The organism is Pseudomonas hygromyciniae, assembly GCF_016925675.1.
Classification (GTDB): domain Bacteria; phylum Pseudomonadota; class Gammaproteobacteria; order Pseudomonadales; family Pseudomonadaceae; genus Aquipseudomonas; species Aquipseudomonas hygromyciniae.
This window is the reverse complement of the sequence record NZ_CP070506.1, coordinates 343004-368151: the sequence shown is the minus strand read 5'-3', so window position 1 is coordinate 368151 and position 25148 is coordinate 343004. Positions and strand designations below refer to the sequence as shown.

Genomic DNA, 25148 nt, shown 5'->3' with positions numbered 1-25148 from the left:
ATTTTGCAGGGCTCTTGAGAGCCCCATCGCAGGCAAACCACCACAAAATCTACAGGCATAAAAAAACGCCCCCGGCCTTTCGACCGGGGGCGTTTTTTATTCAGCCAGAACTAAGTATCAGTTCTTGGCCTTTTTGGCAGCGCGGGTACGCTCGCCTTCGTCCAGGATCTTCTTACGAAGACGGATGGACTTCGGCGTCACTTCGCACAGCTCGTCGTCCTGGATGAATTCCAGAGCCTGTTCCAGGGTGAAGCGAACAGGTGGAACCAGGGCGATGGTTTCGTCTTTACCCGAAGCACGCATGTTGTCGAGCTTCTTGCCTTTGGTTGGGTTGACGCCCATGTCGTTGTCACGGCTGTTCAGACCAACGATCTGGCCGTTGTAGATCTCTTGGCCGTGTTCAACGAACAGCTTGCCACGCGCCTGGAGGGTTTCCAGGGAGTAGGTCAGTGCCTTGCCGGTTTCTACCGATACCAGAACACCGTTCTGACGGCCGGACATGTCGCCGGACTTCATGGTGTCGTAGCGATCGAAGATCGAGGTCAGGATGCCAGCACCGTTGGTCAGGGTCAGGAACTGGTTACGGAAACCGATCAAACCACGAGCAGGGATGTTGTATTCCAGACGTACACGGCCTTTGCCATCCGGCACCATGTTGGTCAGGTCGCCCTTACGCAGGCCCATCTCTTCCATGACCTTGCCCTGGGATTCTTCAGGGGTGTCGATGGTGACGTTTTCGAACGGTTCCTGCTTCACGCCGTCAACGGTACGGATGATCACTTCCGGACGGCCAACGCCCATTTCGAAGCCTTCGCGACGCATGGTTTCGATCAGTACCGAGAGGTGCAGCTCACCACGGCCGGAAACCTTGAACTTGTCAGCCGAGTCGCCTTCTTCAACGCGCAGTGCAACGTTGTACAGCAGCTCTTTGTCCAGACGTTCCTTGATGTTACGGGAAGTCACGAACTTGCCTTCTTTACCGCAGAAAGGCGAGTCGTTTACCTGGAAGGTCATGGAAACGGTTGGCTCGTCAACGGTCAACGGCACCATTGCTTCAACCATGTCCGGGTGGCACAGGGTGTCGGAGATGAACAGCGAGTCCATACCGCTGATGCACACGATGTCGCCTGCAGCAGCTTCTTCAACGTCAATACGGTGCAGACCGTGGTGACCCATCAGCTTCAGGATACGACCGTTACGCTTCTTGCCGGTGGCATCGATAGCCACGACTGGAGTGTTCGGCTTGACGCGGCCACGAGCGATACGGCCAACGCCGATAACACCCAGGAAGCTGTTGTAGTCCAGTGCCGAGATTTGCATCTGGAACGGACCGTCACGGTCGACTTTCGGCGCAGGTACGTTGTCGACGATCGACTGGTACAGCGGGGTCATGTCTTCAGCCATGTCGGTGTGTTCCAGACCGGCAATGCCGTTCAGGGCCGAGGCGTAGACGACTTTGAAGTCCAGCTGTTCTTCGGTGGCACCCAGGTTGTCGAACAGGTCGAAGATCTGGTCCAGAACCCAGTCCGGACGCGCGCCTGGACGGTCAACCTTGTTGATCACCACGATTGGACGCAGGCCGGCTTCAAAAGCCTTCTTGGTCACGAAACGGGTTTGCGGCATAGGGCCGTCTTGGGCATCAACCAGCAGCAGAACGGAGTCAACCATCGACATTACACGTTCTACTTCGCCGCCGAAGTCGGCGTGGCCCGGGGTGTCCACGATGTTGATGTGGTAGCCGTTCCAGTTGATGGCAGTGTTTTTTGCCAGGATGGTAATACCGCGCTCTTTTTCCTGGTCGTTGGAGTCCATCACGCGCTCGTCGTTGAGCTCGTTGCGCTCCAGGGTGCCGGATTGACGCAGGAGTTTGTCTACCAGGGTGGTTTTACCATGGTCAACGTGGGCAATGATGGCGATGTTACGTAGATTTTCGATCACTTGTGTATCTCGATCAGAGGATTCGGTGTGCTGACAGGTCGTGGCAGCGATTAACAGTAGAGTCAGGCCTTGCCGTTACAGCTTGACGGCAGAGTCGGGGGGCCGGTGACGCAGGCCACAGGCAAACAGCCCCGGGCTCTTAGCTCGGTCGATAAACGCGCACATTGGCATATCCCTCACTGAGCAAATGGTGGGCATGCAGGCGACTCATCACGCCTTTGTCGCAATACAGCAGGTACTGACGGCTGTTATCCAGTTCCTTGAAACGCGCGTTCAGTGCATAGAACGGCAGCGTTTGCACGTCGATGCCAGCGATTTCCAGCGGCTCGTCTTCAGCGGCATCCGGGTGACGGATGTCGATGACAATCTGACCGGTCAGGGCTTCGCTGACTTCTTCGATCTGTACGTCCTGGCCCAATTCGTCGATGACTCGATCGATCGGCACCAGTTTGGCGTTCTCGAGCGCTCGCTCCAGAATCGCCATGTCGAATTCTTTCTCTTCATGCTCCACGCGATAGCGCTTGGCATGGGTCTTGGGGTTCACCGAGATGACCCCGCAGTACTCTGGCATGTGCTTGGCGAAATCAGCGGTGCCGATTTCGTTGGCCAGGTCGATGATGTCTTGCTTGTGGCTGGCGATCAGCGGGCGCAATACCAGCTTGTCGGTCACGCAGTCGATCACGGACAGGTTCGGCAGGGTCTGGCTGGAGACCTGGGAAATCGCCTCGCCGGTCACCAGCGCTTCGATTTGCAGGCGGTCGGCGATTTTCGACGCTGCGCGCAACATCATACGCTTCAATACGACGCCCATATGACCGTTATCGACTTTTCCGAGAATTTCTCCCAGGACTTCCTCGAACGGTACGCTGACAAACAGCACGCGCTGGGAGCTGCCGTACTTCTTCCAGATGTAGTGCGCGACTTCCATCACGCCCAATTCGTGCGCACGTCCGCCCAGGTTAAAGAAGCAGAAGTGGCTCATCAGGCCCCGGCGCATGATCTGGTAGGCCGCCACGGTAGAGTCGAAACCGCCGGACATCAGCACCAGGGTCTGCTCCAGCGCACCTAGCGGGTAGCCACCGATGCTGTTGTGCTGGCTGTGGATCACAAACAACCGTTGGTCGCGAATTTCGATGCGCACTTCGATTTGCGGCTCTTTAAGCGAGATTCCAGCGGCCCCACACTCGCGGCGCAGCTTGCTGCCGACGTATTTCTCGACGTCCATGGAGCTGAACGGGTGCTTGCCCGCACGCTTGCAGCGCACCGAAAAAATCTTGCCTTCAAGGCTGGTGCCAAAGTGCAGTTTGCATTTTTGCGTGATGTCGTCGAAGTCGCCCAGCGGGTACTCGTCGACCTGCAGGAAATGCGCGATGCCCGGCATGCAGCTCAGGCGCTCGGTCATATCTTTCAAGGCTTTAGGGTCGCTGATGCGGGTTTCCAGCTCGAGATTGTCCCACACACCGTTCACCACCACGGCCGGGTCCAGGTCACGGAGCACGGCGCGGATATTCTTGGCCAATTGACGGATGAAACGCATCCGTACCGGTCGGCTCTTGATGGTGATCTCGGGGAAGACTTTAACGATTAATTTCATGGAAACAGCGCGCGCAGGGCCAGCCGAAAAAGGGGGGCGCGGATTATAGCGGAAATCGCTCAAGGTTTGACCAGTTAATATACAAACGGCACGCTCCGCACCAAATAGGTGCATTTGCGGGCGATTACGCTACATTGCAGTGCGCGAATTTTGCCATTTTGACGATTTGCACCTTTATAGGGGCCATTTTGAGGCAAAAAACCCATGTCGGGGCACTGGCATGCAATTTGCTCTCTTGTGAGGCAGGTTGCCATGGCGGACTATCCGCGCCGGCATCACCCACATTCTAAGGGCTACTCCACTACCCAAGCCCGAAGCCACCCGGAGGACACTATGTCGAAGTCGGTTCAACTCATCAAAGATCATGACGTTAAATGGATTGATCTGCGCTTCACGGACACCAAAGGCACTCAGCACCACGTGACCATGCCGGCTCGCGACGCGCTGGATGACGCCTTCTTCGAAGAAGGCAAAATGTTCGACGGTTCCTCCATCGCTGGCTGGAAAGGCATCGAAGCCTCCGACATGATCCTGATGCCGGACGACTCCACCGCCGTACTCGACCCGTTCACCGAAGAGCCAACCCTGATCATCGTCTGCGACGTGATCGAGCCTTCGACCATGCAGGGCTACGACCGTGACCCACGTGCGATCGCCAAGCGTGCCGAGGAATACCTGAAGTCCACCGGTATCGGTGACACCGTATTCGTGGGCCCGGAGCCTGAGTTCTTCATCTTTGACCAAGTGAAGTTCAAGTCCGACATCTCCGGCTCCATGTTCAAGATCTACTCCGAACAAGGTTCGTGGATGTCCGACCAGGACGTGGAAGGCGGCAACCATGGCCACCGTCCAGGCATCAAAGGTGGTTACTTCCCAGTTCCGCCGTTCGACCACGACCACGAAATCCGTACCTCCATGTGCAACGCCATGGAAGACATGGGCCTGGTCATCGAAGTGCACCACCACGAAGTGGCCACTGCCGGCCAGAACGAAATCGGTGTGAAGTTCAACACCCTGGTGGCCAAGGCTGACGAAGTACAGACCCTGAAGTACTGCGTACACAACACTGCCGTTGCTTACGGCCGTACCGCTACCTTCATGCCTAAGCCACTGTACGGCGATAACGGTTCGGGTATGCACGTTCACCTGTCCATCGCCAAAGATGGCAAGAACACTTTCGCTGGCGAAGGTTATGCCGGCCTGTCCGACACCGCCCTGTACTTCATCGGCGGCATCATCAAGCACGGTAAGGCCCTGAACGGCTTCACCAACCCGTCGACCAACTCCTACAAGCGTCTGGTCCCAGGTTTCGAAGCCCCAGTGATGCTGGCCTACTCGGCACGTAACCGTTCCGCTTCGATCCGTATTCCTTACGTGTCCAGCCCTCGCGCTCGCCGTATCGAAGCACGCTTCCCGGATCCAGCAGCCAACCCGTACCTGGGCTTTGCTGCACTGCTGATGGCTGGCCTGGACGGCATCCAGAACAAGATCCACCCAGGCGACGCCGCCGACAAAAACTTGTACGACCTGCCGCCTGAAGAGGCCAAAGAGATCCCACAAGTGTGCGGCAGCCTGAAAGAAGCCCTGGAAGAGCTGGACAAGGGCCGTGCGTTCCTGACCAAAGGCGGCGTGTTCAGCGACGACTTTATCGATGCCTACATTGCCCTGAAAAGCGAAGAAGAAATCAAGGTCCGCACCTTCGTACACCCACTGGAATACGAGCTGTACTACAGCTGCTGATCCGGTAGCGCTGCTCAACGCGGCGTGACAAAAAGGCCTCCTTCGGGAGGTCTTTTTTTTGCCTGAAACAATGACTATCGACCTTTGCAAACCCCATCAAAACTGTGGGAGCTGGCTTGCCTGCGATATCTACACAACTTTCAGAAGCTGACGATCCTCCCTGTGGCGAGCGGGCTTGTCGGAACGCCGCATCGCCCGCGCTGGGCTGCGAAGCAGCCCTAAACCCTGCCGTTGCGGTTTACCTGAAGAAACGCGGCGGGCTTATTGGGGCTGCTTCGCAGCCCAGCGCGGGCGATGCGGCGTTCCGACAAGCCCGCTCGCCACGGGGGGCGTCAGTTTCTGAAAGTTGTGTAGATACCGATGGCTATCACAGGCAAGCCAGCTCCTACAGTTTGATTGGGTGCTTTCAGGAAATAGTTGATCGCTGAACAGAATGCCGGGATTCGCACTATATTGGTGCGATAGGTTGCACCCCTGCCCACCGACCAACCCATTTTGGGTCGAAATGTCCCGAGTGAGCTGGCAGAGCGCCATAGTTTCGTGCCCCAAGCCCCCATTTCAGGGCTTTTACGCTTCTTTTCGGAGCCTTGGTTTGGTTTTTGCATTTTCCTGGTATCAGCGTGAGCCTCAAGCCCACGCCTTGCTCCAAAAGAGGTCCTAATGACCATCAGCGACGCACTGCACCGCTTGCTACTCGACAACCTGACCACCGCGACCATCCTGCTCAATGCCGAACTGCGCCTTGAGTACATGAACCCCGCGGCGGAGATGCTCCTGGCCATCAGCGGCCAGCGCAGCCATGGGCAATTTATCAGCGAGCTGTTCACCGAGTCCGCCGAGGCCTTGAGTTCCTTGCGCCAGGCCGTGGAGCAGGCCCACCCGTTCACCAAGCGCGAAGCGATGCTCACCGCCCTCACCGGGCAGACCCTGACCGTCGACTACGCGGTAACACCGATCCTGAGCCACGGCGCCACCCTGCTGCTGCTAGAGGTGCATCCCCGCGATCGCCTGCTGCGCATCACCAAGGAAGAGGCGCAGTTGTCCAAGCAGGAAACCAGCAAGATGCTGGTACGCGGCCTGGCCCATGAAATCAAGAACCCCCTGGGCGGGATTCGCGGCGCCGCACAGTTGTTGGCCCGCGAGCTGCCGAATGAGAACCTCAAGGACTACACCAACGTCATCATCGAGGAAGCCGACCGCCTGCGCAACCTGGTGGACCGCATGCTCGGCTCCAACAAGCTGCCGTCGCTGGCGATGACCAATGTGCATGAAGTGCTGGAGCGCGTCTGCCAGTTGGTGGAGGCCGAAAGCCAGGGCTGCATCACACTGGTGCGCGACTATGACCCGAGCATTCCCGACGTATTGATCGACCGCGAGCAGATGATTCAGGCGGTGCTCAATATCGTGCGCAACGCCATGCAGGCCATCAGCAGCCAGAACGAGTTGCGCCTGGGGCGCATCAGCCTGCGCACCCGCGCCTTGCGCCAGTTCACCATTGGCCATGTACGCCATCGCCTGGTGACCAAGGTCGAGATCATCGACAACGGCCCGGGAATCCCGGCCGAACTGCAGGAAACCATTTTCTTCCCGATGGTCAGCGGCCGCCCGGACGGTACCGGGCTGGGCCTGGCCATTACCCAGAACATCATCAGCCAGCACCAGGGCCTGATCGAATGTGAAAGCCATCCCGGCCACACGACCTTTTCGATCTTTCTGCCACTGGAACAAGGAGCCCCATCGACATGAGCCGTAGTGAAACTGTCTGGATCGTCGATGACGACCGTTCCATCCGCTGGGTCCTGGAGAAAGCCTTGCAGCAGGAAGGCATGACCACCCAGAGCTTCGACAGCGCCGATGGGGTGATGAGCCGCCTGGCGCGTCAGCAGCCCGATGTGATCATCTCCGATATCCGCATGCCCGGCGCCAGTGGCCTGGACTTGCTGGCGCGGATCCGCGAGCAGCATCCGCGCTTGCCGGTGATCATCATGACCGCGCACTCGGACCTGGACAGCGCTGTCGCGTCCTATCAGGGTGGCGCCTTCGAGTACCTGCCCAAGCCGTTCGACGTCGATGAAGCGGTGGCGCTGGTCAAGCGCGCCAACCAGCACGCCCAGGAACAGCAAGGCCAGGCCGTGGTACCGACCCTGACGCGCACCCCGGAAATCATCGGTGAAGCACCGGCGATGCAGGAAGTGTTTCGCGCCATCGGGCGCCTGAGCCACTCCAACATCACCGTGCTGATCAACGGTGAGTCCGGCACCGGTAAAGAGCTGGTTGCCCATGCCCTGCACCGCCACAGCCCACGGGCGGCCTCGCCGTTCATCGCGCTGAACATGGCGGCGATCCCCAAGGACTTGATGGAGTCCGAGCTGTTCGGCCATGAAAAAGGGGCGTTTACCGGCGCGGCCAACCTGCGGCGCGGACGTTTTGAACAGGCGGACGGCGGCACGCTGTTTCTCGATGAAATCGGCGATATGCCGGCCGACACCCAGACCCGGCTGTTGCGGGTGCTGGCCGACGGTGAGTTCTACCGTGTCGGCGGCCATACGCCGGTCAAGGTCGATGTGCGGATCATCGCCGCGACCCACCAGAACCTGGAAACCCTGGTCCACGCCGGGAAGTTTCGTGAGGACTTGTTCCACCGCCTCAACGTGATCCGCATCCATATTCCACGGATGTCGGACCGCCGCGAAGACATCCCGACCCTGGCCCGCCACTTCCTCAGCCGCGCCGCCCAGGAGCTGGCGGTAGAGCCCAAGCTGCTGAAGACGGAAACCGAGGAATACCTGAAGAACCTGCCGTGGCCGGGCAACGTGCGCCAGTTGGAGAATACCTGCCGCTGGATCACGGTGATGGCGTCCGGGCGCGAAGTGCATATCAGCGATCTGCCGCCCGAGCTGTTGAGCCTGCCGCAGGATTCGGCCCCCGTGACCAACTGGGAACAAGCCCTGCGCCAATGGGCCGACCAGGCTTTGGCCCGTGGCCAGTCGAGCCTGCTGGACAGCGCCGTGCCGACCTTCGAGCGGATCATGATCGAGACGGCCCTCAAGCACACCGCTGGCCGCCGGCGTGACGCCGCCGTGCTGCTGGGCTGGGGTCGTAACACCTTGACCCGCAAGATCAAGGAATTGGGGATGAAGGTCGATGGCGGGGATGATGAGGAGGGTGAAGAGGGCTGAGCACAGCCCTCCATGCCACTGAAGATCCCCCTGTAGGCTTGTGTGGGAGCTGGCTTGCCTGCGATAGCCTCACCTCGGTTTTTCAGTGAGACCGAGGTGAGGCTATCGCAGGCAAGCCAGCTCCCACATTTGTTTGGTGTGCACCGCTTCAACGCACCATGAACCGGCATCGCGCACAAACTCAACGCTTAAATTAGATAAACGCTGAACCCTGAAAACACCAAAGCCCCGCAACCCGGGGCTTTGCTCTTTATAAAAGAATTTTCTTAGGCCCTCTCGCCATTCTGGCACGCCCCCTGCAATACCCCTGGTACTACCCAGTTTCGGGGACCTTGGTACAGGCAGGCCGAGAATCCCCTCTTTAATTCGAGCTTCAAACCGTTTTGGGAGCCCTGGTACAGGCAGGCCGGGAACTCCCTCTTTTATTGCTCCAGGAGATGGATCTCCAGTCGCCAGCGGTCATCGACCGCCTTGCCCGACCATTCCCCGCGCAGCGGCCGTGCCGCCACCAGGTTCAACAGCAAGCCACCATCGGTCTTGCGCACCCGCCAATTCACATCCTTGTCATTGACCTTCAATTGCCCCGCCTGCGCATGGCCCTGGGCGTCAAACAGCAGCGCCACGGTGCCGTCGATATGCTCGCCGTGCAACTTCGGTTCGTTGTTGAACCACACCACCAGGCCATCGGCGGCCGGCTCGACCTGCAGCAGGGCAGTCGGGTCCGGGGTGGTCAGGCGACCGATCATCAAGCCCACCATCAGGCCGACAATCGCCAGCGAACCCAGGACTCTGGGCAATAGCTGCGGCCTGGGGTCGTCTTCAGGGGTAGAATGCGCTGCATCTTTATCTTCGGAGCCGTGCATGTTTCACGTCATCCTTTTTCAACCAGAAATTCCGCCGAACACCGGCAACGTTATCAGGCTGTGCGCCAACAGTGGCTGCCACCTGCATTTGATCGAGCCGCTGGGCTTCGAGATGGACGACAAGCGCCTGCGCCGCGCCGGCCTGGACTATCACGAATACGCCACCCTGCAGCGTCACGCCGACCTCGCCAGTTGCCTGGAGAGCCTTGGCCACCCGCGCCTGTTTGCGTTCACCACCAAGGGCTCGCGGCCGTTTCATGATGCCAGCTTCGCCGAGGGGGACGCCTTCTTGTTCGGCCCTGAGAGCCGTGGCCTGCCGGCAGACGTACTCGACGCCCTGCCCGATGGCCAGCGCTTGCGTTTGCCGATGCGTGAAGGCTGCCGCAGCCTGAACCTGTCCAACACCGTGGCCGTCGCGGTCTACGAAGGCTGGCGCCAGCTCGGGTTCAAATAACCCCCTTGTCCCTGTAGCAGCGAGCTTGCTCGCGAAAAACCAACAGGCAACGTGGGCTACCTGATAGCGCTGCGTCATGGTTGACGCTTTTCGCGAGCAAGCTCGCTCCTACAGGCGTTAGCCGTGCATAAAAAAAGCGCCAGTGATGGCGCTTTTTATGCATCGTCGACTTACTGAACCGTCGGTGCGCCTTCCTGTTGCATGCGCTGCAGCTCTTGCGCATACAGGGCATCGAAGTTCACCGGGGCCAGCATCAGGGCCGGGAACGAGCCACGGGTGACCAGGCTGTCCAGGGTCTCGCGGGCATACGGGAACAGGATGTTCGGGCAGAACGCGCCCAGGGTGTGGCTCATGGACGCATCGTCCAGACCCTGGATCAGGAAGATACCGGCCTGTTGCACTTCAGCGATGAAGGCCACTTCTTCACCGTTCTTCACGGTGACCGACAAGGTCAGCACGACTTCGTGGAAGTCGCCTTCCAGCTGCTTCTGACGGGTGTTGAGGTCCAGGCCGACGCTTGGAGTCCACTCCTGACGGAAGATCGCCGGGCTTTTCGGCGCTTCGAACGACAGGTCACGCACGTAGATACGCTGCAGGGAAAATTGTGGGCCTTGAGCCTCTTCTGCTGCCGCTTCGGTGTTCGGTTGGTCAGTCATCTCGCAGATCCTTCTTGATCTTGGGGTCTTTTAGGGTTTTGGAGTCAGACGTGAAGCAGCGCATCCAGTTTACCGGCGCGCTCCAGGGCGAACAGGTCGTCGCATCCACCGATATGCTGGGTACCGATCCAGATTTGCGGCACAGAGGTGCGCCCCGCCTTCTGGGCCATCTCGGCACGTACCTGGGGCTTGCCATCGACCTTGATCTCGTCGAAGGCAACCTTTTTGCTCTGGAGCAACTGCTTGGCTCGCGTGCAATAGGGGCAATAATCGCTGGAATAAACGACAACCTGGCTCATATCACTTCACCAACGGCAGGTTATCGGCGCGCCAGCTGGAGATACCACCCGACAGCTTGGCGGCGGTGAAACCGCTTTTCAGCATTTCGCGGGCATGGCCACCGGAGTGCTGGCCCTGGGCGTCGACCAGGATAATGGTCTTGGCCTTGTGCTTTTCCAGTTCGGCGATGCGGGCGATCAGCTTGTCCTGGGGAATATTCAGCGCGCCAACGATATGGCCGGCGGCAAAGTCCTTGGCCGGACGGATGTCGACGACAACGGCCTGGTCCTTGTTGACCAGCGCGGTCAGCTCGGCGGTGCTGAGGCTACGGCCGCCACGGCTCACTTCATGAGCAATCAGCAGCGCCAGCAGTACGACGAAGGCACCGACCAGCAGATAGTGAGAGGTAGCAAATGCAATCAGGTGATCAACCATCAAGGAGGTTCCAGGGCGTTAAAATGGCGGTAAGTATACACAGCCGCCATGGGGGGCCAACCCCCGTAAAGCGGTGACGGCATCGGAACTTCGCTTTAAACTGCCACTCCCTTTTCAATCGCCTTCCTTTAATACCGCCGCGAGAGGATCTATGACTACCACGCCTAAACCTTTGGTCCTGATGATTCTCGATGGCTTCGGTCACAGTGAAAACCCCCACGACAACGCCGTACTCGCGGCGAACAAGCCCGTACTGGACCGCCTCTGCGCCAACGTACCCAATGGCCTGATCTCAGGATCGGGCATGGACGTCGGCCTGCCGGACGGCCAGATGGGCAACTCTGAAGTCGGCCATATGAACCTTGGCGCCGGACGAGTGGTATATCAGGACTTCACCCGCGTGACCAAAGCCATCCGCGATGGCGAGTTCTTCGAGAACCCGACCATCTGCGCCGCGGTGGATAAAGCCGTCGCCGCCGGTAAAGCCGTGCATTTCATGGGCCTGCTGTCCGACGGTGGCGTACACAGTCACCAAGATCACCTAGTGGCCATGGCCGAACTGGCCTACAAGCGCGGCGCCGAGAAGATCTACCTGCACGCCTTCCTCGATGGCCGCGACACCCCGCCCAAAAGCGCGCAATCGTCCATCGAGCTGCTGGACGCCGCCTTCGCCGCCCTCGGCAAGGGCCGCATCGCCAGCCTGGTCGGCCGCTATTTCGCCATGGACCGCGACAACCGCTGGGACCGCGTGTCCCAGGCCTACAACCTGATCGTCGACGGCAACGCCCAATTCAACGCGGCTACCGCCCAGCAAGGCCTGGAAGCGGCCTACGCTCGCGGCGAGAGCGATGAGTTCGTCAAGGCCACCACCATCGGCGAGCCGGTGAAAGTCGAAGATGGCGACGCCGTGGTGTTCATGAACTTCCGCGCCGACCGTGCCCGCGAACTGAGCCATGTGTTCGTCGATGACGGTTTCAAAGACTTCGAGCGGGCGCGCCAGCCGAAAGTCGAGTTCGTGATGCTGACCCAATACGCCGCCAGCATCCCGGCCCCGTCAGCCTTCGCACCGGGTAGCCTGGAAAACGTGCTGGGCGATTACCTCGCCAAAAACGGCAAGACCCAGCTGCGCATTGCCGAGACCGAGAAATACGCCCACGTCACCTTCTTCTTCTCCGGCGGGCGCGAAGAACCGTTCCCCGGCGAAGAGCGCATCCTGATCCCGTCGCCAAAAGTCGCCACCTACGACCTGCAGCCGGAAATGAGCGCACCGGAAGTCACCGACAAGATCGTCGACGCCATCGAACACCAGCGCTATGACGTGATCGTGGTCAACTACGCCAACGGCGACATGGTCGGCCACAGCGGCAACCTGCAAGCGGCGATCAAGGCCGTGGAATGCCTGGACTTGTGCGTAGGCCGAATCGTCGACGCGCTGGAGAAGGTCGGCGGCGAAGCGCTGATCACCGCTGACCACGGCAACTGCGAGCAGATGTCCGATGAATCCACCGGCCAGGCCCATACCGCCCACACCACCGAGCCGGTGCCGTTCATTTATGTCGGCAAGCGCGACTTCAAGGTGCGCGAAGGCGGCGTGCTGGCCGATGTGGCGCCGACCATGCTGATGCTGATGGGGTTGGAGAAGCCTGCCGAGATGACCGGCACCTCGATTCTGGTCTGATTTTCAAACCCACCACAAACCCCATGTGGGAGCGGGCTTGCTCGCGATAGCGGAGTGTCAGTTGATACATTTCTAACTGATCCACCGCCATCGCGAGCAAGCCCGCTCCCACATTGTTTTGTGGTGTTTTTGAGCATGGCGTTTAGCCATACCCCGCCACACGGCAGTTAACTTACCCATTGGACGTTTTTTTTGCAGCGTGGGGCGGGCATACTAGGCCGTCCCTTTCCCTGGTGTCGCCCGCCTCTATGCTTCGCGCCTTGATTACCCTTGCTCTTGTCTGCGTGCTCCAACCGGCTATGGCCGACGAGCGTGCGCAAACCCAACAACAGTTGGACGCTACGCGTCAGGACATTACCGAGCTGAAGAAACTGCTCGGCAAGCTCCAGGAAGAAAAATCCGGGGTGCAGAAAGACCTGCGCGGCACGGAAACCGAAATGGGCAAGCTGGAGAAGCAGGTCCAGGAGCTGCAAAAAGAACTAAAGAAGAGCGAGTCGGAACTGGAGCGGCTCGACGGTGAGAAAAAAAAACTCCAGAGCGCGCGCGTTGAACAGCAACGCCTGATCGCAATCCAGGCCCGTGCCGCCTACCAGAACGGCCGCCAGGAATACCTCAAGCTGCTGCTCAACCAGCAGAACCCGGAAAAATTCGCCCGCACCCTGACCTACTACGACTACCTGAGCACCGCGCGCCTGGAGCAACTCAAGAGCTTCAATGAGACCCTGCGCCAGTTGGCGAACGTCGAGCAGGAAATCGCCGACCAGCAAAACCAGCTTCTGGACCAGAAAAGCAGTCTGGACAGCCAGCGCGATGAGCTGGATAAGGTGCGCAAGGAACGTCAGCAGGCACTCGCCAAGCTCAACAGTGACGTAAAAGCCCGTGATGCCAAGCTGCAAGCACGGCAACAGGACCAGGCCGACCTGGCCAAGGTGCTGAAAACCATCGAGGAAACCCTGGCGCGCCAGGCCCGCGAGGCGGAGCAAGCGCGACAAAAAGCGCTGATCGCCCAGCAGGAAGCGGAAAAAAAGCGCCAGCGTGAAGCCGAGGCGCTCGCCACCGACGCCCCGCGCAAACCGGCGCGTGCAGCGCCTGGCCCATTGGTTTCCAGTGCCGGCGAATCGTTTGGCGGGCCTTTTGCTACTGCCCGAGGCAAACTTCCATGGCCAGTTGATGGTCGATTACTGGCACGCTTTGGTGAAACCCGTGGCGATGACACCCGCACCAAGTGGGACGGCGTGATGATCAGCGCCTCTGCGGGCAGCCAGGTACACGCCGTCCACGGTGGGCGCGTGGTGTTCGCCGATTGGCTGCGCGGCGCCGGTTTGCTGGTGATTCTCGACCACGGTAATGGCTATTTGAGCCTTTACGGCCACAATCAAACATTGCTCAAGGCCGCAGGTGATGTTGTAAAAGCCGGTGAATCCATCTCCACTGTCGGTAACAGTGGCGGCCAGGACACCCCGGCGCTGTACTTCGCTATTCGTCAGCAGGGCCGCCCAAGCGACCCTGCACAATGGTGTCGCGCCCAAGGATAGGGCCGCATCTACATTAGGAGTTCGTTCGACATGCTGCATTTGTCCCGCCTCACTTCGCTGGCCCTGACGATCGCCCTGGTGATCGGCGCGCCTATGGCATTCGCCGACCAGACCGCCCCGTCAGCCACGGCCGCGACCACCAAGGCGCCGCTACCGCTGGACGAATTGCGCACCTTTGCCGAGGTCATGGACCGGATCAAGGCAGCCTATGTCGAACCCGTGGACGACAAGACCCTGCTGGAAAATGCCATCAAAGGCATGCTCAGCAACCTCGACCCGCACTCTGCCTACCTGGGCCCGGAAGATTTCGCCGAGCTGCAGGAAAGCACCAGCGGCGAATTTGGCGGCCTGGGCATCGAAGTCGGTGCCGAAGACGGCATCATCAAGGTGGTGTCGCCCATCGACGACACCCCGGCGTCCAAGGCCGGTATCCAGGCTGGCGACCTGATCGTCAAGATCAATGGCCAGCCGACCCGCGGCCAGACCATGACCGAAGCCGTCGACAAGATGCGCGGCAAGGTTGGCCAGAAAATCACCCTGACCCTGGTACGCGACGGCGGCAGCCCGTTTGACGTGACGCTGACCCGCGCCACCATCGTGGTCAAGAGCGTAAAGAGCCAGTTGCTGGAGTCGGGCTACGGCTATATCCGCATCACCCAGTTCCAGGTCAAGACCGGCGACGAAGTGGCCAAGGCCCTGGCCAAGCTGCGCAAGGACAACGGCAAGAAGCTCAACGGTATCGTGCTGGACCTGCGCAACAACCCCGGCGGTGTGCTGCAATCGGCAGTGGAAGTGGTCGACCATTTCATTACCAAGGGCCTGATCGTCTACACCAAGGGCCGCATCGCCAACTCCGAGTTGCGCTTCTCGGCCACCGGCAAGGACCTCAGCGAAAACGTCCCGCTGGCGGTGCTGATCAACGGCGGCAGCGCCTCGGCCTCGGAAATCGTCGCCGGCGCCCTGCAAGACCAGAAACGCGGAGTGCTGATGGGCACCACCAGCTTTGGCAAAGGCTCGGTGCAAACCGTGCTGCCGCTGAACAACGAGCGTGCGCTGAAGATCACCACGGCGCTGTACTACACGCCTAATGGTCGCTCGATCCAGGCCCAGGGCATCGTGCCGGATATCGAGGTTCGTCGGGCCAAGATCACCAACGAGAGCGACACCGAGTACTTCAAGGAAGCTGACCTGCAAGGTCACCTGGGCAATGGCAACGGCGGTGCCGACCAGCCAACCGGCAGCGGCCCGAAAGCCAAGCCGATGCCGCAGGACGACGACTACCAACTGGCCCAGGCGTTGAGCCTGCTCAAGGGCTTGAGCATTACGCGCAGCCGTTGATATGCGTATTGCTCTAATCCTTGCAATAGTGTGCAGCCTGGCAGGAGTCGCCCAAGCGACCCCTGCCGACAAGCCCCACAAAGCCTACCTGACCCTGATTATCGACGACCTTGGGCAAAACCTGCCCCGGGATCGTCGCGTACTGGCCCTTCCCGGCCCGGTGACGGCGGCGATCATGCCCGATACCCCGCATGCCGCCGAATTCGCCCGCGAGGCCCATCGCGCCGGCAAGATCGTGATTCTGCACATGCCCATGGACCCGGCCACCGGCCCGTTCGCCTGGCACCCCGAGCTGCCCATCGAAGAACTGGGCAAGCGCCTGGATGCAGCGTTCAAGGCCGTGCCCTACACCGCCGGCATCAACAACCACATGGGCAGCCGCATGACCGCCGAGCCGGGCGCCATGGCTTGGCTGATGGGTGAACTGCAACGTCGGCACAAGTTCTTCGTCGACAGCCGCACCAGCGCCAAGACCGTGGCCGCCGCCGAGGCACAGAAGATCAACCTGGCCCACGTCTCACGGGATGTATTTCTGGATGACGAACGTACCGAAGCGGCTATCACCACGCAGTTGCAGACCGCTATCAAGCTGGCCCACAAACAGGGCTCGGCGGTGATGATCGGCCACCCTTATCCACAGACCCTGGCGGTATTGGAGCGCGAGCTGCCCAAGCTCAAGGCCCAGGGCATCGAGTGGATTGATATCAAGTTGATGATCAGTGTGCGCAGCAACCAGGCCATGGGCGGCCACGGCAAAAATGGTATCTACCGCTAGATAGCTACCGCACCGGCGCACGTGAACACCTGAATAGTGAACGGACAACGTTCAACTATCAGGATGCCCATGAATATCTCCCCACACCTTTTTTCAGCAGTAGAGCTAGCCGCTCGATGGCGGACGTGTCGTGCCAAAAAATCACCAAGCACTGAGACCTGCGAATGGAATCGATAAAATTTGGCAACCTGCTCATCAACTTCACAACCCAGTTCACTCGGCTGTGGAACAACAAGGGTTCACCCAACGCATCACCCGTCGGTTTTTGGCGGCCGGTACCGTCCGCCGACTTCCTGACGGACTATTTCCCGCTTGGCGACCATGCAGTTGCAGGACACAGCGATATCAACCAGAAAACCGTAGTCGCCGTGGTTTCGGAGGCCCCTGCGCAAACCGAAGAAGAGCGCACTAAAGGCAAGGCGCTCATGCCGCCCGATGAATTCGAAAAGGTGTGGGATGACAAAGGCTCCCAGGCCCATTCCAACGGGGCCATCTGGCGCCCGCTCCCGCCCACCGGCTATGTGGCAATGGGGCTCGTGGCCACCGATGGCTACGACAAACCTTCACGCAACACGGTTCGGTGCGTTCGGGCTGATCTGGTGATTGCCTCATACATCAGCGACCTGATCTGGAACAACAGGCGCAGCCCGGCCCGGCTGGACTTCAGCGCCTGGAGCATCAGCCCGCCAGGGGCAGCGGCAGGCGAGGTGTACCTGTCGGCAGGAACCTTTGTCGGCGCCGCCAGCTATACCAAACCCTCGGTACACATTGCCGCTTACTCATTGCGCATGCAGATCCCCCTGCAGGTCAGTGTCCCGCCTCCGGCGCCGGCGCTTGCAGGCGAGCAACAGCCTTCGCCCTTCGAGAAGGCCGAAGTCACCCATATCGCAAAACTGGCCTGGTTTACCGTCAAGGACCCCAACCTGTCGCCCCTCCAACAACTGCGTACGTCCCCCACTTACCGCCTGGAGAGAGCGGACAAATACATATTGGTCGGGTTTGGTCATAACAGAAGCTCGCTGAACCAGTCCTTCAAATGGACCGCTACGCGAGGGCAAAACGGCAGTAGCCTGAAGACACTGACCCACACCACCGCCATCGAAATTGGCACTGAGTGGGGTTTCAACGTGTGGGGCGCTTCGGGCAAGGTCTCGGCAAAACTCAGCGGTGGCCTCACGCACACGCAAACGTCCTCCGATGGATGGACCACCTCGACCGCTTTTGAAGTCAACGCCACGGTGCTGTTCTGGTCAAGTTTTTCCGGACACCGACTACGGTAATTAAGCCGACTGCTGCTCCATGGCTATTGGCGACAGGTAGTTGTTGTAGCTGTGGAGCCTGATTCGGTTGTATCGCATGAAGAAGCTGGTCATATCCTGCCTGGCTTCTTCAACTGTTGTGTAGCCCTTGGTGGGCACCCACTCTGATTTGAGTGTCCCGAAGAAACGCTCTGTTGGCGCGTTGTCCCAGCACTGCCCCCCTACGGCTCATGCTTTGCGCTATCCCATGCTCCAGCAGTGCGGACTGAAAGAGCTGGCTGGTGTATTGGCAGCCTTGATCCGAATGAAACATCAAGCCTGCATGTTTGCCTCGAACCTCCACCGCCATTCTCAGCGCTCTGCTAACCAGGTTGGCGTCATTGACCAGAGAAAACGCCCAGCCAACGATTCGACGGGCGAACAGATCAATGACCGCTGCCAAGTGATACCAGCGCTTCCCAACCATCAGGCTGGTAACGTCGCCGCACCAGACCTGATTGATTGCGGTTGGCTCGAAGTTACGCTCGAGCAGGTTCTTGGCCACAAATGCTTCGACGCCTCTAGAGCGATACTGATGGCGGCGGCGCTGTCTGCTGGCCAGGTTTGCCTCCGCCATGAGTCTTCCGGCCAGATGCCGTCCCACCTTGATCTGCTGGGCCTTCAAGTGCTGAGAGATCATCCGCGCGCCTGCACTTCCCCGGCTTTCGACATGCAGTTGCACGACTTTTGCTCTGAGCGCGTCACGCTTGGCATTCGGCGCTGAGCGACGCTTAAGCCAGTCATAAAACGCGCTGCGGGAAACGCCCAGCGCACTACAAAGCAGACGGGTCGGATATGAGCTCGACTCCCTCAGCTCCTCGATCAGGAAAAACGATCGGGATCCGACATCAAGAGAGCCGTAGCCTTTTTTAAGATTTCAGCCTCGGTCTCCAGGCGCTTGACCTTGGCTCGCAGCTGTTGAAGCTCTCGCTGTTCGTCGCTGATTGCTTTGGTACCTGCCACTGGCTGCCCTTTCTGACGTTCTTTACGAACCTGATCAACCCAGCGGCGCAGAGCCGTAGGGCCAACGTCCATCGATGCACAGACGTCAGGAACTGAGCAGTTATCATCAAGAACCATGCTTGCAGCACGTTGCTTGAACTCGCGGGTGTAGGTCTTTCGTTCTTGCATGGAACCTCCTGGTTGGGCGAATCATATCGCCCTTAAGAGGTGTCCGGGATCATTAGGCCAGTTCAAGCCCGCGCACAAGGCGGTAGCCGTCTATCTGGTGCAAAGCGACTACAAGTTGCTACGAGAAAACGGTACGCAAGTAGCAACGAGCATCAGCTACACCGATGGTGACAGTGTGTATTGGAGCGAATACCCACCGGCCCGGGAATGCGAGGTCACGTGCAGGCCACTGCCAGCGCCTGCCTCATGAACCGCTAGAGATAGCGCCCCATGATCTCGGTTACCACGCCCTCTTTACGGAGCTGATCCAGCGCGGCTTGCAGTTTGGCGACGGTTTCGTCCGGTACGTCTTTGTTCAGGGCCAGGTACAGCTGGGCACTGTTGAAACGCAGCACGGTCTTGAGCCCGGTTATGCCGACTTGCCGCGCCAGGTAACGTCCGGCTGGATCGCCAGTGGCCCAGAGATCGATCTGGCCATCCCGCAGTTTTTGCGCATTGTCCTGGTCGCGGAGCACGACCACAGGTGTGAGCCCTTGTTTTTCCAGACTCTGGGCAATCGCGTCACCCTTGTAGGCACCCACCTTGTAGCGCCGGGCCTGCTCAATTTCGGTCAATTGGATCTTGCTGTCAGCGTTGGCCAACAGCACCCAATCGTCCGGGCCGATAGGGCCGACCCACTTGAACAAGGCTTCGCGATCCGGCTGGCGCGCCATGACGAATACCCCGTAGCCAGGTTGCTCCAGGGCGAGTTTATAGATCCGCTCCCAGGGGAAACGCAGCGTAAGGCTGTAGGAAACGCCAGCGCGCTTGAAGGTTTCGCGCACGATGTCCACGGCGATGCCTTCGATGTTCTCGTCCCTGGCGAAGTTCTTGCCGTTTTTCGCCATGTTGTAGGGCGGAAAGTTTTCCGTCAGCAACACTAGAGAATCAGCCGAGTGCTCGGCAGCATTGGCCGAAGCTGCCAACAGAATGGAAGAACTGGCGAGGGCAAGAAGCAGGTCTTTGAGCATGAAGGGTTACCGGAATCCATGGCTGGCCCCAGAGTGCCGCGAGCCTGTCATGGTGTCCAGTGACGTTTAGCGTACGACGATGCCGCGCGCCGCCATGTAGGCCTTGGCCTCGGGAACGGTGTATTCGCCAAAGTGGAAAATGCTCGCCGCCAGCACCGCGCTGGCGTGGCCTTCGATGACGCCGTCGGCCAGGTGTTGCAGGTTGCCCACACCACCGGAAGCGATCACCGGAATGCCCAACGCGTCACTGATGGCGCGGGTCACGCCCAGGTCGAAGCCGTTTTTCATGCCGTCCTGGTCCATGCTGGTCAGCAGGATTTCACCGGCGCCCAGGCCTTCCATCTTCATGGCCCACTGCACCGCATCCAGGCCGGTAGGCTTGCGCCCGCCATGGGTGAAGATCTCCCAGCGCGGAGGTTCACCCGGCCCGGAGACTTTCTTGGCGTCAATGGCGACCACGATGCATTGCGAACCGAAATGCTGCGCGGCTTCGCCGACAAACTCCGGGTTGAACACCGCGGCCGTGTTGATCGAGACCTTGTCCGCACCGGCATTGAGCAGGTTGCGGATATCCTGCACGGTGCGCACGCCACCGCCCACGGTCAGCGGGATAAACACCTGGCTGGCCATGCGCTCCACCGTATGCAGCGTGGTATCGCGGCCGTCGACGCTGGCGGTGATGTCAAGAAAGGTAATCTCGTCGGCACCCTGCTCGTCGTAACGACGGGCAATTTCCACCGGGTCGCCGGCGTCACGGATGTTCTCGAACTTGACGCCCTTGACCACGCGACCGTTGTCGACGTCCAGGCAAGGGATGATGCGTTTAGCCAGCGCCATGGTCAGTCCTCAGCCTTTGTAGGCATCGCAGTAAGCCTGGGCTTCAGCCACGTCCAGGGTCCCCTCGTAGATCGCGCGGCCAGTGATGGCGCCGATGATCCCCGGCGCCTTGGCGTCCAGCAGCGACTTGATGTCGCCCAGGTTGTGGATACCACCGGAAGCGATCACCGGAATTTTGGTGGCGGCCGCCAGGGCAGCGGTGAAGGGCACGTTGCAGCCTTGCATCATGCCGTCTTTGGCGATGTCGGTATAAACGATGGCGGACACGCCGTCTGCCTCGAACTGCTTGGCCAGGTCGATCACCTGAATGGTGCTGATCTCAGCCCAACCGTCGGTGGCGACGAAGCCATCCTTGGCGTCCAGGCCCACGATCACCTTGCCCGGGAACGCGCGGCAGGCCTCGGCGACAAAGGCCGGGTCTTTCACGGCCTTGGTGCCGATGATCACGTAGCTCACGCCCGCTTTGACGTAGTGCTCGATGGTTTCCAGGGAGCGGATACCGCCGCCGATCTGGATCGGCAGGTTCGGGTAGCGCTTGGCGATGGCGGTGACCACTTCGCCATTGACCGGCTGGCCTTCGAAGGCGCCGTTCAAGTCCACCAGATGCAGGCGACGGCAGCCGCCTTCCACCCACTTGGCAGCCATGCTGACCGGGTCATCGGAAAACACCGTGGAATCTTCCATGCGGCCCTGGCGCAGACGTACGCAAGCGCCGTCCTTGAGATCGATAGCGGGGATAATCAGCATCTGGCAAACCTTATTCGATATTCAGCATTGCTCGAAGAATCAGGGTTTTTCGAGCGCCCACAAGTCGCTTTCGATGCTCTCGAACCTTTCTTTAAGGTGCGTCTGCACATCGAAAATCGCCCTGTTGTAATAGTGCGGAGCAATTTCAGTGGTGAACAGTTCGAGGATCTCAGCCACCTCGAACGACCCGAGCTTGAGCTCGAAGCGGTCATCCATGAAACGCTTGATCTTGTCGGTCGCCTCACTCTCCTGCTGGGGAGTGAGATTGAGGATCGGCGGCTTGATCTTCTTGGCCATTACCAACGCCCATCCCAACTGGCGAAGTTCTGCAGCAACTGCAGGCCATGGGTATGGCTCTTCTCCGGGTGGAACTGCACGGCAAAGCGCGAGCCTTCGGCCAGCGCGGCGGCGAAATCGACGCCATAGTGCCCGCCACCCACCACCTGGCGCGGGTTACCGGCGGCGATGTAGTAGCTGTGTACGAAGTAGAAACGCGCCATGTCCGGGATGTCATGCCACAGCGGGTGGTTGACGGTGCGGCGCACTTCGTTCCAGCCCATGTGCGGGACTTTCAGGTGTTCGCCGTCTTCATGCAGGTCTTTGCCGAAGAACTTCACATCCCCCGGGAACAGGCCGATGCAGTCGACGCCGCCGTTTTCTTCACTGCGTTCGAGCAAGGCTTGCATGCCCACGCAGATCCCGAGGAACGGCCGGTCCTGGCTGACTTCGCGCACCAGGCTGTCAAAGCCCAGGCGACGGATTTCAGCCATGCAATCGCGAATCGCGCCTACACCGGGAAACACCACCCGGTCGGCTTCGCGGATCACCTTGGCATCGCTGGTAATCAGCACCTTGCCGGCGCCTACGTGTTCGAGGGCCTTGGCCACCGAATGCAGGTTGCCCATGCCGTAGTCGATAACCGCGACCGTCTGCATTACAGAACGCCCTTGGTCGAAGGCATTTGCCCGGCCATGCGGTCATCGAGCTCCACGGCCATGCGCAGGGCGCGGCCGAAAGCCTTGAACACGGTTTCGATCTGGTGGTGGGTGTTGGTGCCACGCAGGTTGTCGATGTGCAGGCTGACCAGGGCGTGGTTGACGAAGCCCTGGAAGAACTCCTGGAACAGGTCCACGTCAAAGCCGCCTACGGTGGCGCGGGTATACGGCACGTGCATCTGCAGGCCTGGGCGGCCGGAGAAGTCGATGACCACCCGCGACAGTGCCTCGTCCAGCGGGACATAGGCGTGGCCGTAGCGACGGATGCCTTTTTTGTCGCCGATGGCCTTGGCAAACGCCTGGCCGAGGGTGATACCGACATCCTCCACGGTGTGGTGGTCGTCGATATGCAGGTCGCCCTTGCTGACGATATCCAGGTCGATCAGCCCATGACGGGCGATTTGATCCAGCATGTGCTCAAGAAAAGGGACACCGATATCAAATCGGGCCTTTCCGGTGCCATCCAGGTTGATCGAGGCTTTGATCTGGGTTTCCAGAGTGTCGCGCTCGACGGACGCCTTACGTTCGGCCATCACCAGCTCCGCAAAATCATTGGGCGAAAAAGGTGGCCATTATAGGGGGTGTGGGCGCTAAACAGAAACATCGGAGGGGATAAGACTGACGGCCTGTCGGGCATAGACATGTCAGTACAAGTGCGGGAGCTGGCTTGCCTGGGATGCAGACGCCTGAGTACCACAGCTACATCGAGCTGATTCTATCGCGGGCAAGCCCGGCTCCCACAGGAACCGGGCCCACACGGGTTATGCGGTGTTAGTGGAACAGCACTGCAGTCTTCTGCAAGGTCACCCACACGCCCCACGCCAGCGGAATACCTACCACCAACCAGGCCGCAATGGCCAATGGCACGGTGCCGGAAGCGGCTTTCCACTCCAGGGACGTGGTGGCATCGGCGCCCTTGTCATGACCCAGCGCCTGTTCGGCAGCCAGTTCGGCGTCGGTCATGAAGTACTTGTCGGCCACCGGGCGTACCAACAGGTTGCAGATAAAGCCCAGCACCAGCAGGCCGGCAAGGATATACAAGGTGATGTCATAGGCCGCGGCGCGCTCGACGCCGATGCTCAATTGATACTCACGCAGGTAGTTCACCAACACCGGGCCCAGCACGCCGGCCGCCGCCCAGGCGGTGAGCAGGCGACCATGGATTGCACCAACCATTTGCGTACCGAACAGGTCCGCCAGGTAGGCCGGCACGGTCGCGAAGCCGCCGCCGTACATCGACAGGATGATGCAGAACGCCGCCACGAACAGCGAGACGTTGCCCAGATGGCCGAGGTTCGGGATCAGCGCGTACAGGGCAAAGCCCAGGGCGAAGAACACGAAGTAGGTGTTCTTGCGGCCCAGGTAGTCGGAGAACGACGCCCAGAAGAACCGCCCACCAATGTTGAACAGGCTCAACAACCCGGTGAAACCCGCAGCAATAGCGGCGATGGAGGCCAGTTGACCGGCATCCAATTGGCCAAACGGAACATCCACACCCAGCAATTTGCCGCCGAACACTTCCTGCAACAGCGGCGACGCCATGCCCAGGATGCCGATACCGGCCGATACGTTCAGGCACAGCACCAGCCAGACCAGGCGGAATTGCGGGGTTTTCCAGGCCACGTTCACGTGGACGTGACGGTGGGTGATCATCGCATTACTGGCTTTTTTCGCCGGTGCGGTCCAGCCCTCAGGCTTCCAGCCGGTCGGCGGCACGCGGTAGGACAAGGCGCCGCCGATCATGAACACGAAGTAGATCGCGGCCATGACCAAAAAGCTCTGCCACACGCCTACGCCAGTCGGCGAAGCAAAGTGGCCCATCAGCGCTGCAGCCAGGGGCGCACCGACCATCGCACCACCGCCAAAGCCCATGATCGCCATGCCCGTGGCCATGCCGCGTTTGTCCGGGAACCACTTGATCAGGGTCGACACCGGCGAGATATAGCCCAGGCCCAGGCCGATACCACCAATCACCCCCGAACCGAGCCACATCAGCCAGATCTGGTGGGTATAAATCCCCAGCGCCGAGATCAGCAGGCCCCCACACCAGCACAGTGCCGAGACCACACCGGCCTTGCGCGGCCCGGCGTGTTCCAGCCAGCCGCCCCAGATCGCTGCCGAGCAGCCCAGGAAGATGAAGAACAGGGTGTAGATCCAGCCCAGCATGGAGATCGGCCAGTCGCAGGACGACGAGAAGACCTGCGCGATAAAGCTCATGTCCGGTGCACAGGCCACCGGTGCGGTCACGCCCAGCGCCTTGGACAATGGCAGCCAGAACACCGAGAAGCCGTAGGCCATGCCGATGCACAAGTGGATGGCCAGGGCGGCCGGCGGAACCAGCCAGCGGTTGAAACCGGGCTTGGCGATGATGCGTTCCTTGGACAGGAACGCAGGCTGCGCAGCAGAATTGCCGGCCGCAGTGCTAGTGTTCATTGGTGTTTCCCCCAGTTGTTGGTCTGTGTTCGCCAGGCGCTCTCCTCCTCGGCCTTTGCACGCAATGCGTGGCCGTTTTGTCGAGTGAAGCTCCCTGTAGGCGCGACGTTTCGTCGCAGAAGGCGGGCGAACGCGCAAAGATTAGCATTTGGCGCAGCGAGAGAAACCAAACTGACACTACCTTTTTCAGCCCATCTGTTTTGTTTGACACTATGTAACGATGCGTAAACAGC

24 protein-coding genes and 1 pseudogene are annotated in these 25148 nt (G+C 59.9%); 9 read left to right on the top strand and 16 right to left on the bottom strand.

All coding sequences use genetic code 11. The features are described 5' to 3' along the window. Positions 1–117 precede the first annotated feature (117 nt). Together typA and thiI are read right to left on the bottom strand one after the other, a co-directional pair. Positions 118–1938 carry a translational GTPase TypA gene (gene typA / locus JTY93_RS01560; protein WP_092232819.1) on the bottom strand — a complete coding sequence of 607 codons (1821 nt, stop codon included), beginning with the start codon at positions 1936–1938 and terminating at the stop codon, positions 118–120. Between the two features lie 139 nt (positions 1939–2077). Beyond that, the gene (thiI, locus tag JTY93_RS01555) at positions 2078–3532 is read right to left on the bottom strand and encodes a tRNA uracil 4-sulfurtransferase ThiI (RefSeq protein WP_205478921.1); all 1455 of its coding nucleotides are present in this window, start codon (positions 3530–3532) and stop codon (positions 2078–2080) included. A 333-nt stretch (positions 3533–3865) separates the two neighbouring features. Here thiI and glnA point away from each other — a divergent pair, with 333 nt between their 5' ends. The 3 genes from glnA to ntrC all read left to right on the top strand — a co-directional run bounded on the left by glnA (position 3866) and on the right by ntrC (position 8451). Continuing rightward, on the top strand, positions 3866–5272 hold the full coding sequence (gene glnA / locus JTY93_RS01550) for a glutamate--ammonia ligase (protein WP_057958042.1): 1407 nt from the start codon (positions 3866–3868) through the stop codon (positions 5270–5272). 660 nt (positions 5273–5932) lie between these two features. Then, positions 5933–7018, top strand: a complete 1086-nt coding sequence (glnL, locus tag JTY93_RS01545; protein ID WP_205477634.1) for a nitrogen regulation protein NR(II) — start codon at positions 5933–5935, stop codon at positions 7016–7018. Then, positions 7015–8451: a nitrogen regulation protein NR(I) gene (ntrC, locus tag JTY93_RS01540; protein WP_205477633.1), complete on the top strand. Its 1437-nt coding sequence runs from the start codon at positions 7015–7017 to the stop codon at positions 8449–8451. Before glnL ends, ntrC begins: the two co-directional genes overlap by 4 nt. Before the next feature lie 422 nt (positions 8452–8873). Here ntrC and JTY93_RS01535 read toward each other — a convergent pair whose 3' ends face one another. Further along, the gene (locus JTY93_RS01535) at positions 8874–9314 is read right to left on the bottom strand and encodes a hypothetical protein (RefSeq protein WP_205477632.1); all 441 of its coding nucleotides are present in this window, start codon (positions 9312–9314) and stop codon (positions 8874–8876) included. Here JTY93_RS01535 and JTY93_RS01530 point away from each other — a divergent pair. Beyond that, positions 9313–9768, top strand: coding sequence for a tRNA (cytidine(34)-2'-O)-methyltransferase (locus JTY93_RS01530; RefSeq protein WP_029295910.1), 456 nt, complete (start codon positions 9313–9315; stop codon positions 9766–9768). The two genes, JTY93_RS01535 and JTY93_RS01530, sit on opposite strands and share 2 nt — an antisense overlap. Positions 9769–9938: 170 nt before the next feature. Here the strand turns inward: JTY93_RS01530 and secB are convergent, their stop codons facing one another. The 3 genes from secB to JTY93_RS01515 are packed head-to-tail and all read right to left on the bottom strand — an operon-like array spanning position 9939 to position 11138. After that, positions 9939–10424 (bottom strand): protein-export chaperone SecB, encoded by a 486-nt coding sequence (gene secB / locus JTY93_RS01525; protein WP_029295909.1) that lies wholly within the window; start codon positions 10422–10424, stop codon positions 9939–9941. A 44-nt stretch (positions 10425–10468) separates the two neighbouring features. Continuing rightward, positions 10469–10723 carry a glutaredoxin 3 gene (gene grxC, locus JTY93_RS01520; RefSeq protein WP_029295908.1) on the bottom strand — a complete coding sequence of 85 codons (255 nt, stop codon included), beginning with the start codon at positions 10721–10723 and terminating at the stop codon, positions 10469–10471. Between the two features lies 1 nt (position 10724). Next, positions 10725–11138, bottom strand: coding sequence for a rhodanese-like domain-containing protein (locus tag JTY93_RS01515; RefSeq protein WP_169991940.1), 414 nt, complete (start codon positions 11136–11138; stop codon positions 10725–10727). 151 nt (positions 11139–11289) lie between these two features. On the opposite strand from JTY93_RS01515, the gene gpmI reads away from it, so the two are divergent. From gpmI to JTY93_RS01490, 5 genes are all read left to right on the top strand, one after another. Continuing rightward, positions 11290–12816, top strand: coding sequence for a 2,3-bisphosphoglycerate-independent phosphoglycerate mutase (gene gpmI, locus JTY93_RS01510; RefSeq protein ID WP_205477631.1), 1527 nt, complete (start codon positions 11290–11292; stop codon positions 12814–12816). A gap of 248 nt (positions 12817–13064) precedes the next feature. Further along, positions 13065–14351 carry a murein hydrolase activator EnvC family protein gene (locus JTY93_RS01505; protein ID WP_205477630.1) on the top strand — a complete coding sequence of 429 codons (1287 nt, stop codon included), beginning with the start codon at positions 13065–13067 and terminating at the stop codon, positions 14349–14351. Positions 14352–14381: 30 nt separating this feature from the next. Next, entirely contained in the window at positions 14382–15689 is a 1308-nt protein-coding gene (locus tag JTY93_RS01500; RefSeq protein ID WP_205477629.1) for a S41 family peptidase, read from the top strand. Between the two features lies 1 nt (position 15690). Beyond that, complete coding sequence (locus JTY93_RS01495; protein ID WP_205477628.1) at positions 15691–16464, top strand: divergent polysaccharide deacetylase family protein; 774 nt, start codon at positions 15691–15693, stop codon at positions 16462–16464. A gap of 164 nt (positions 16465–16628) precedes the next feature. Next, a complete protein-coding gene (locus JTY93_RS01490) occupies positions 16629–17744 on the top strand; it encodes a Vps62-related protein (RefSeq protein WP_205477627.1) in 1116 nt (371 codons plus the stop codon). Here JTY93_RS01490 and JTY93_RS28820 read toward each other — a convergent pair. The 10 genes and pseudogenes from JTY93_RS28820 to JTY93_RS01450 form a co-directional block, all read right to left on the bottom strand. Beyond that, positions 17745–17885 (bottom strand): annotated as a pseudogene (locus JTY93_RS28820) (IS3 family transposase); the annotation flags it as partial. It lies immediately after the preceding gene. Further along, positions 17854–18576, bottom strand: coding sequence for an IS3 family transposase (locus JTY93_RS28815; RefSeq protein WP_240357298.1), 723 nt, complete (start codon positions 18574–18576; stop codon positions 17854–17856). The pseudogene JTY93_RS28820 and the gene JTY93_RS28815, both read right to left, overlap by 32 nt. Before the next feature lie 8 nt (positions 18577–18584). Then, positions 18585–18893 (bottom strand): transposase, encoded by a 309-nt coding sequence (locus JTY93_RS28810; protein ID WP_012723623.1) that lies wholly within the window; start codon positions 18891–18893, stop codon positions 18585–18587. Between the two features lie 254 nt (positions 18894–19147). After that, positions 19148–19903 (bottom strand): substrate-binding periplasmic protein, encoded by a 756-nt coding sequence (locus JTY93_RS01480; RefSeq protein ID WP_205477904.1) that lies wholly within the window; start codon positions 19901–19903, stop codon positions 19148–19150. Positions 19904–19969: 66 nt separating this feature from the next. Then, positions 19970–20740, bottom strand: a complete 771-nt coding sequence (gene hisF / locus JTY93_RS01475; protein WP_029295900.1) for an imidazole glycerol phosphate synthase subunit HisF — start codon at positions 20738–20740, stop codon at positions 19970–19972. Positions 20741–20749: 9 nt separating this feature from the next. Further along, complete coding sequence (gene hisA, locus JTY93_RS01470; RefSeq protein WP_088425906.1) at positions 20750–21487, bottom strand: 1-(5-phosphoribosyl)-5-[(5-phosphoribosylamino)methylideneamino]imidazole-4-carboxamide isomerase; 738 nt, start codon at positions 21485–21487, stop codon at positions 20750–20752. Positions 21488–21526: 39 nt separating this feature from the next. Next, positions 21527–21784: a DUF2164 domain-containing protein gene (locus JTY93_RS01465; protein ID WP_169991926.1), complete on the bottom strand. Its 258-nt coding sequence runs from the start codon at positions 21782–21784 to the stop codon at positions 21527–21529. Continuing rightward, complete coding sequence (hisH, locus tag JTY93_RS01460) at positions 21784–22422, bottom strand: imidazole glycerol phosphate synthase subunit HisH (RefSeq protein WP_205477903.1); 639 nt, start codon at positions 22420–22422, stop codon at positions 21784–21786. The genes JTY93_RS01465 and hisH overlap by 1 nt, the downstream gene beginning before the upstream one ends. Next, on the bottom strand, positions 22422–23015 hold the full coding sequence (gene hisB / locus JTY93_RS01455; RefSeq protein ID WP_003218037.1) for an imidazoleglycerol-phosphate dehydratase HisB: 594 nt from the start codon (positions 23013–23015) through the stop codon (positions 22422–22424). The genes hisH and hisB overlap by 1 nt, the downstream gene beginning before the upstream one ends. 238 nt (positions 23016–23253) lie before the next feature. Then, positions 23254–24915 (bottom strand): OFA family MFS transporter, encoded by a 1662-nt coding sequence (locus JTY93_RS01450; RefSeq protein ID WP_205477902.1) that lies wholly within the window; start codon positions 24913–24915, stop codon positions 23254–23256. Between the last annotated feature and the right edge of the window lie 233 nt (positions 24916–25148).

Coding starts and splice junctions, on each gene's coding strand:
- thiI (WP_205478921.1), bottom strand. CDS start 3,532: ATGAAATTAATCGTTAAAGTCTTCCCCGAGATCACCATCAAGAGCCGA.
- glnA (WP_057958042.1), top strand. CDS start 3,866: ATGTCGAAGTCGGTTCAACTCATCAAAGATCATGACGTTAAATGGATT.
- glnL (WP_205477634.1), top strand. CDS start 5,933: ATGACCATCAGCGACGCACTGCACCGCTTGCTACTCGACAACCTGACC.
- ntrC (WP_205477633.1), top strand. CDS start 7,015: ATGAGCCGTAGTGAAACTGTCTGGATCGTCGATGACGACCGTTCCATC.
- JTY93_RS01530 (WP_029295910.1), top strand. CDS start 9,313: ATGTTTCACGTCATCCTTTTTCAACCAGAAATTCCGCCGAACACCGGC.
- JTY93_RS01535 (WP_205477632.1), bottom strand. CDS start 9,314: ATGCACGGCTCCGAAGATAAAGATGCAGCGCATTCTACCCCTGAAGAC.
- secB (WP_029295909.1), bottom strand. CDS start 10,424: ATGACTGACCAACCGAACACCGAAGCGGCAGCAGAAGAGGCTCAAGGC.
- grxC (WP_029295908.1), bottom strand. CDS start 10,723: ATGAGCCAGGTTGTCGTTTATTCCAGCGATTATTGCCCCTATTGCACG.
- JTY93_RS01515 (WP_169991940.1), bottom strand. CDS start 11,138: ATGGTTGATCACCTGATTGCATTTGCTACCTCTCACTATCTGCTGGTC.
- gpmI (WP_205477631.1), top strand. CDS start 11,290: ATGACTACCACGCCTAAACCTTTGGTCCTGATGATTCTCGATGGCTTC.
- JTY93_RS01505 (WP_205477630.1), top strand. CDS start 13,065: ATGCTTCGCGCCTTGATTACCCTTGCTCTTGTCTGCGTGCTCCAACCG.
- JTY93_RS01500 (WP_205477629.1), top strand. CDS start 14,382: ATGCTGCATTTGTCCCGCCTCACTTCGCTGGCCCTGACGATCGCCCTG.
- JTY93_RS01495 (WP_205477628.1), top strand. CDS start 15,691: ATGCGTATTGCTCTAATCCTTGCAATAGTGTGCAGCCTGGCAGGAGTC.
- JTY93_RS01490 (WP_205477627.1), top strand. CDS start 16,629: ATGGAATCGATAAAATTTGGCAACCTGCTCATCAACTTCACAACCCAG.
- JTY93_RS28810 (WP_012723623.1), bottom strand. CDS start 18,893: ATGCAAGAACGAAAGACCTACACCCGCGAGTTCAAGCAACGTGCTGCA.
- JTY93_RS01480 (WP_205477904.1), bottom strand. CDS start 19,903: ATGCTCAAAGACCTGCTTCTTGCCCTCGCCAGTTCTTCCATTCTGTTG.
- hisF (WP_029295900.1), bottom strand. CDS start 20,740: ATGGCGCTGGCTAAACGCATCATCCCTTGCCTGGACGTCGACAACGGT.
- hisA (WP_088425906.1), bottom strand. CDS start 21,487: ATGCTGATTATCCCCGCTATCGATCTCAAGGACGGCGCTTGCGTACGT.
- JTY93_RS01465 (WP_169991926.1), bottom strand. CDS start 21,784: ATGGCCAAGAAGATCAAGCCGCCGATCCTCAATCTCACTCCCCAGCAG.
- hisH (WP_205477903.1), bottom strand. CDS start 22,422: ATGCAGACGGTCGCGGTTATCGACTACGGCATGGGCAACCTGCATTCG.
- hisB (WP_003218037.1), bottom strand. CDS start 23,015: ATGGCCGAACGTAAGGCGTCCGTCGAGCGCGACACTCTGGAAACCCAG.
- JTY93_RS01450 (WP_205477902.1), bottom strand. CDS start 24,915: ATGAACACTAGCACTGCGGCCGGCAATTCTGCTGCGCAGCCTGCGTTC.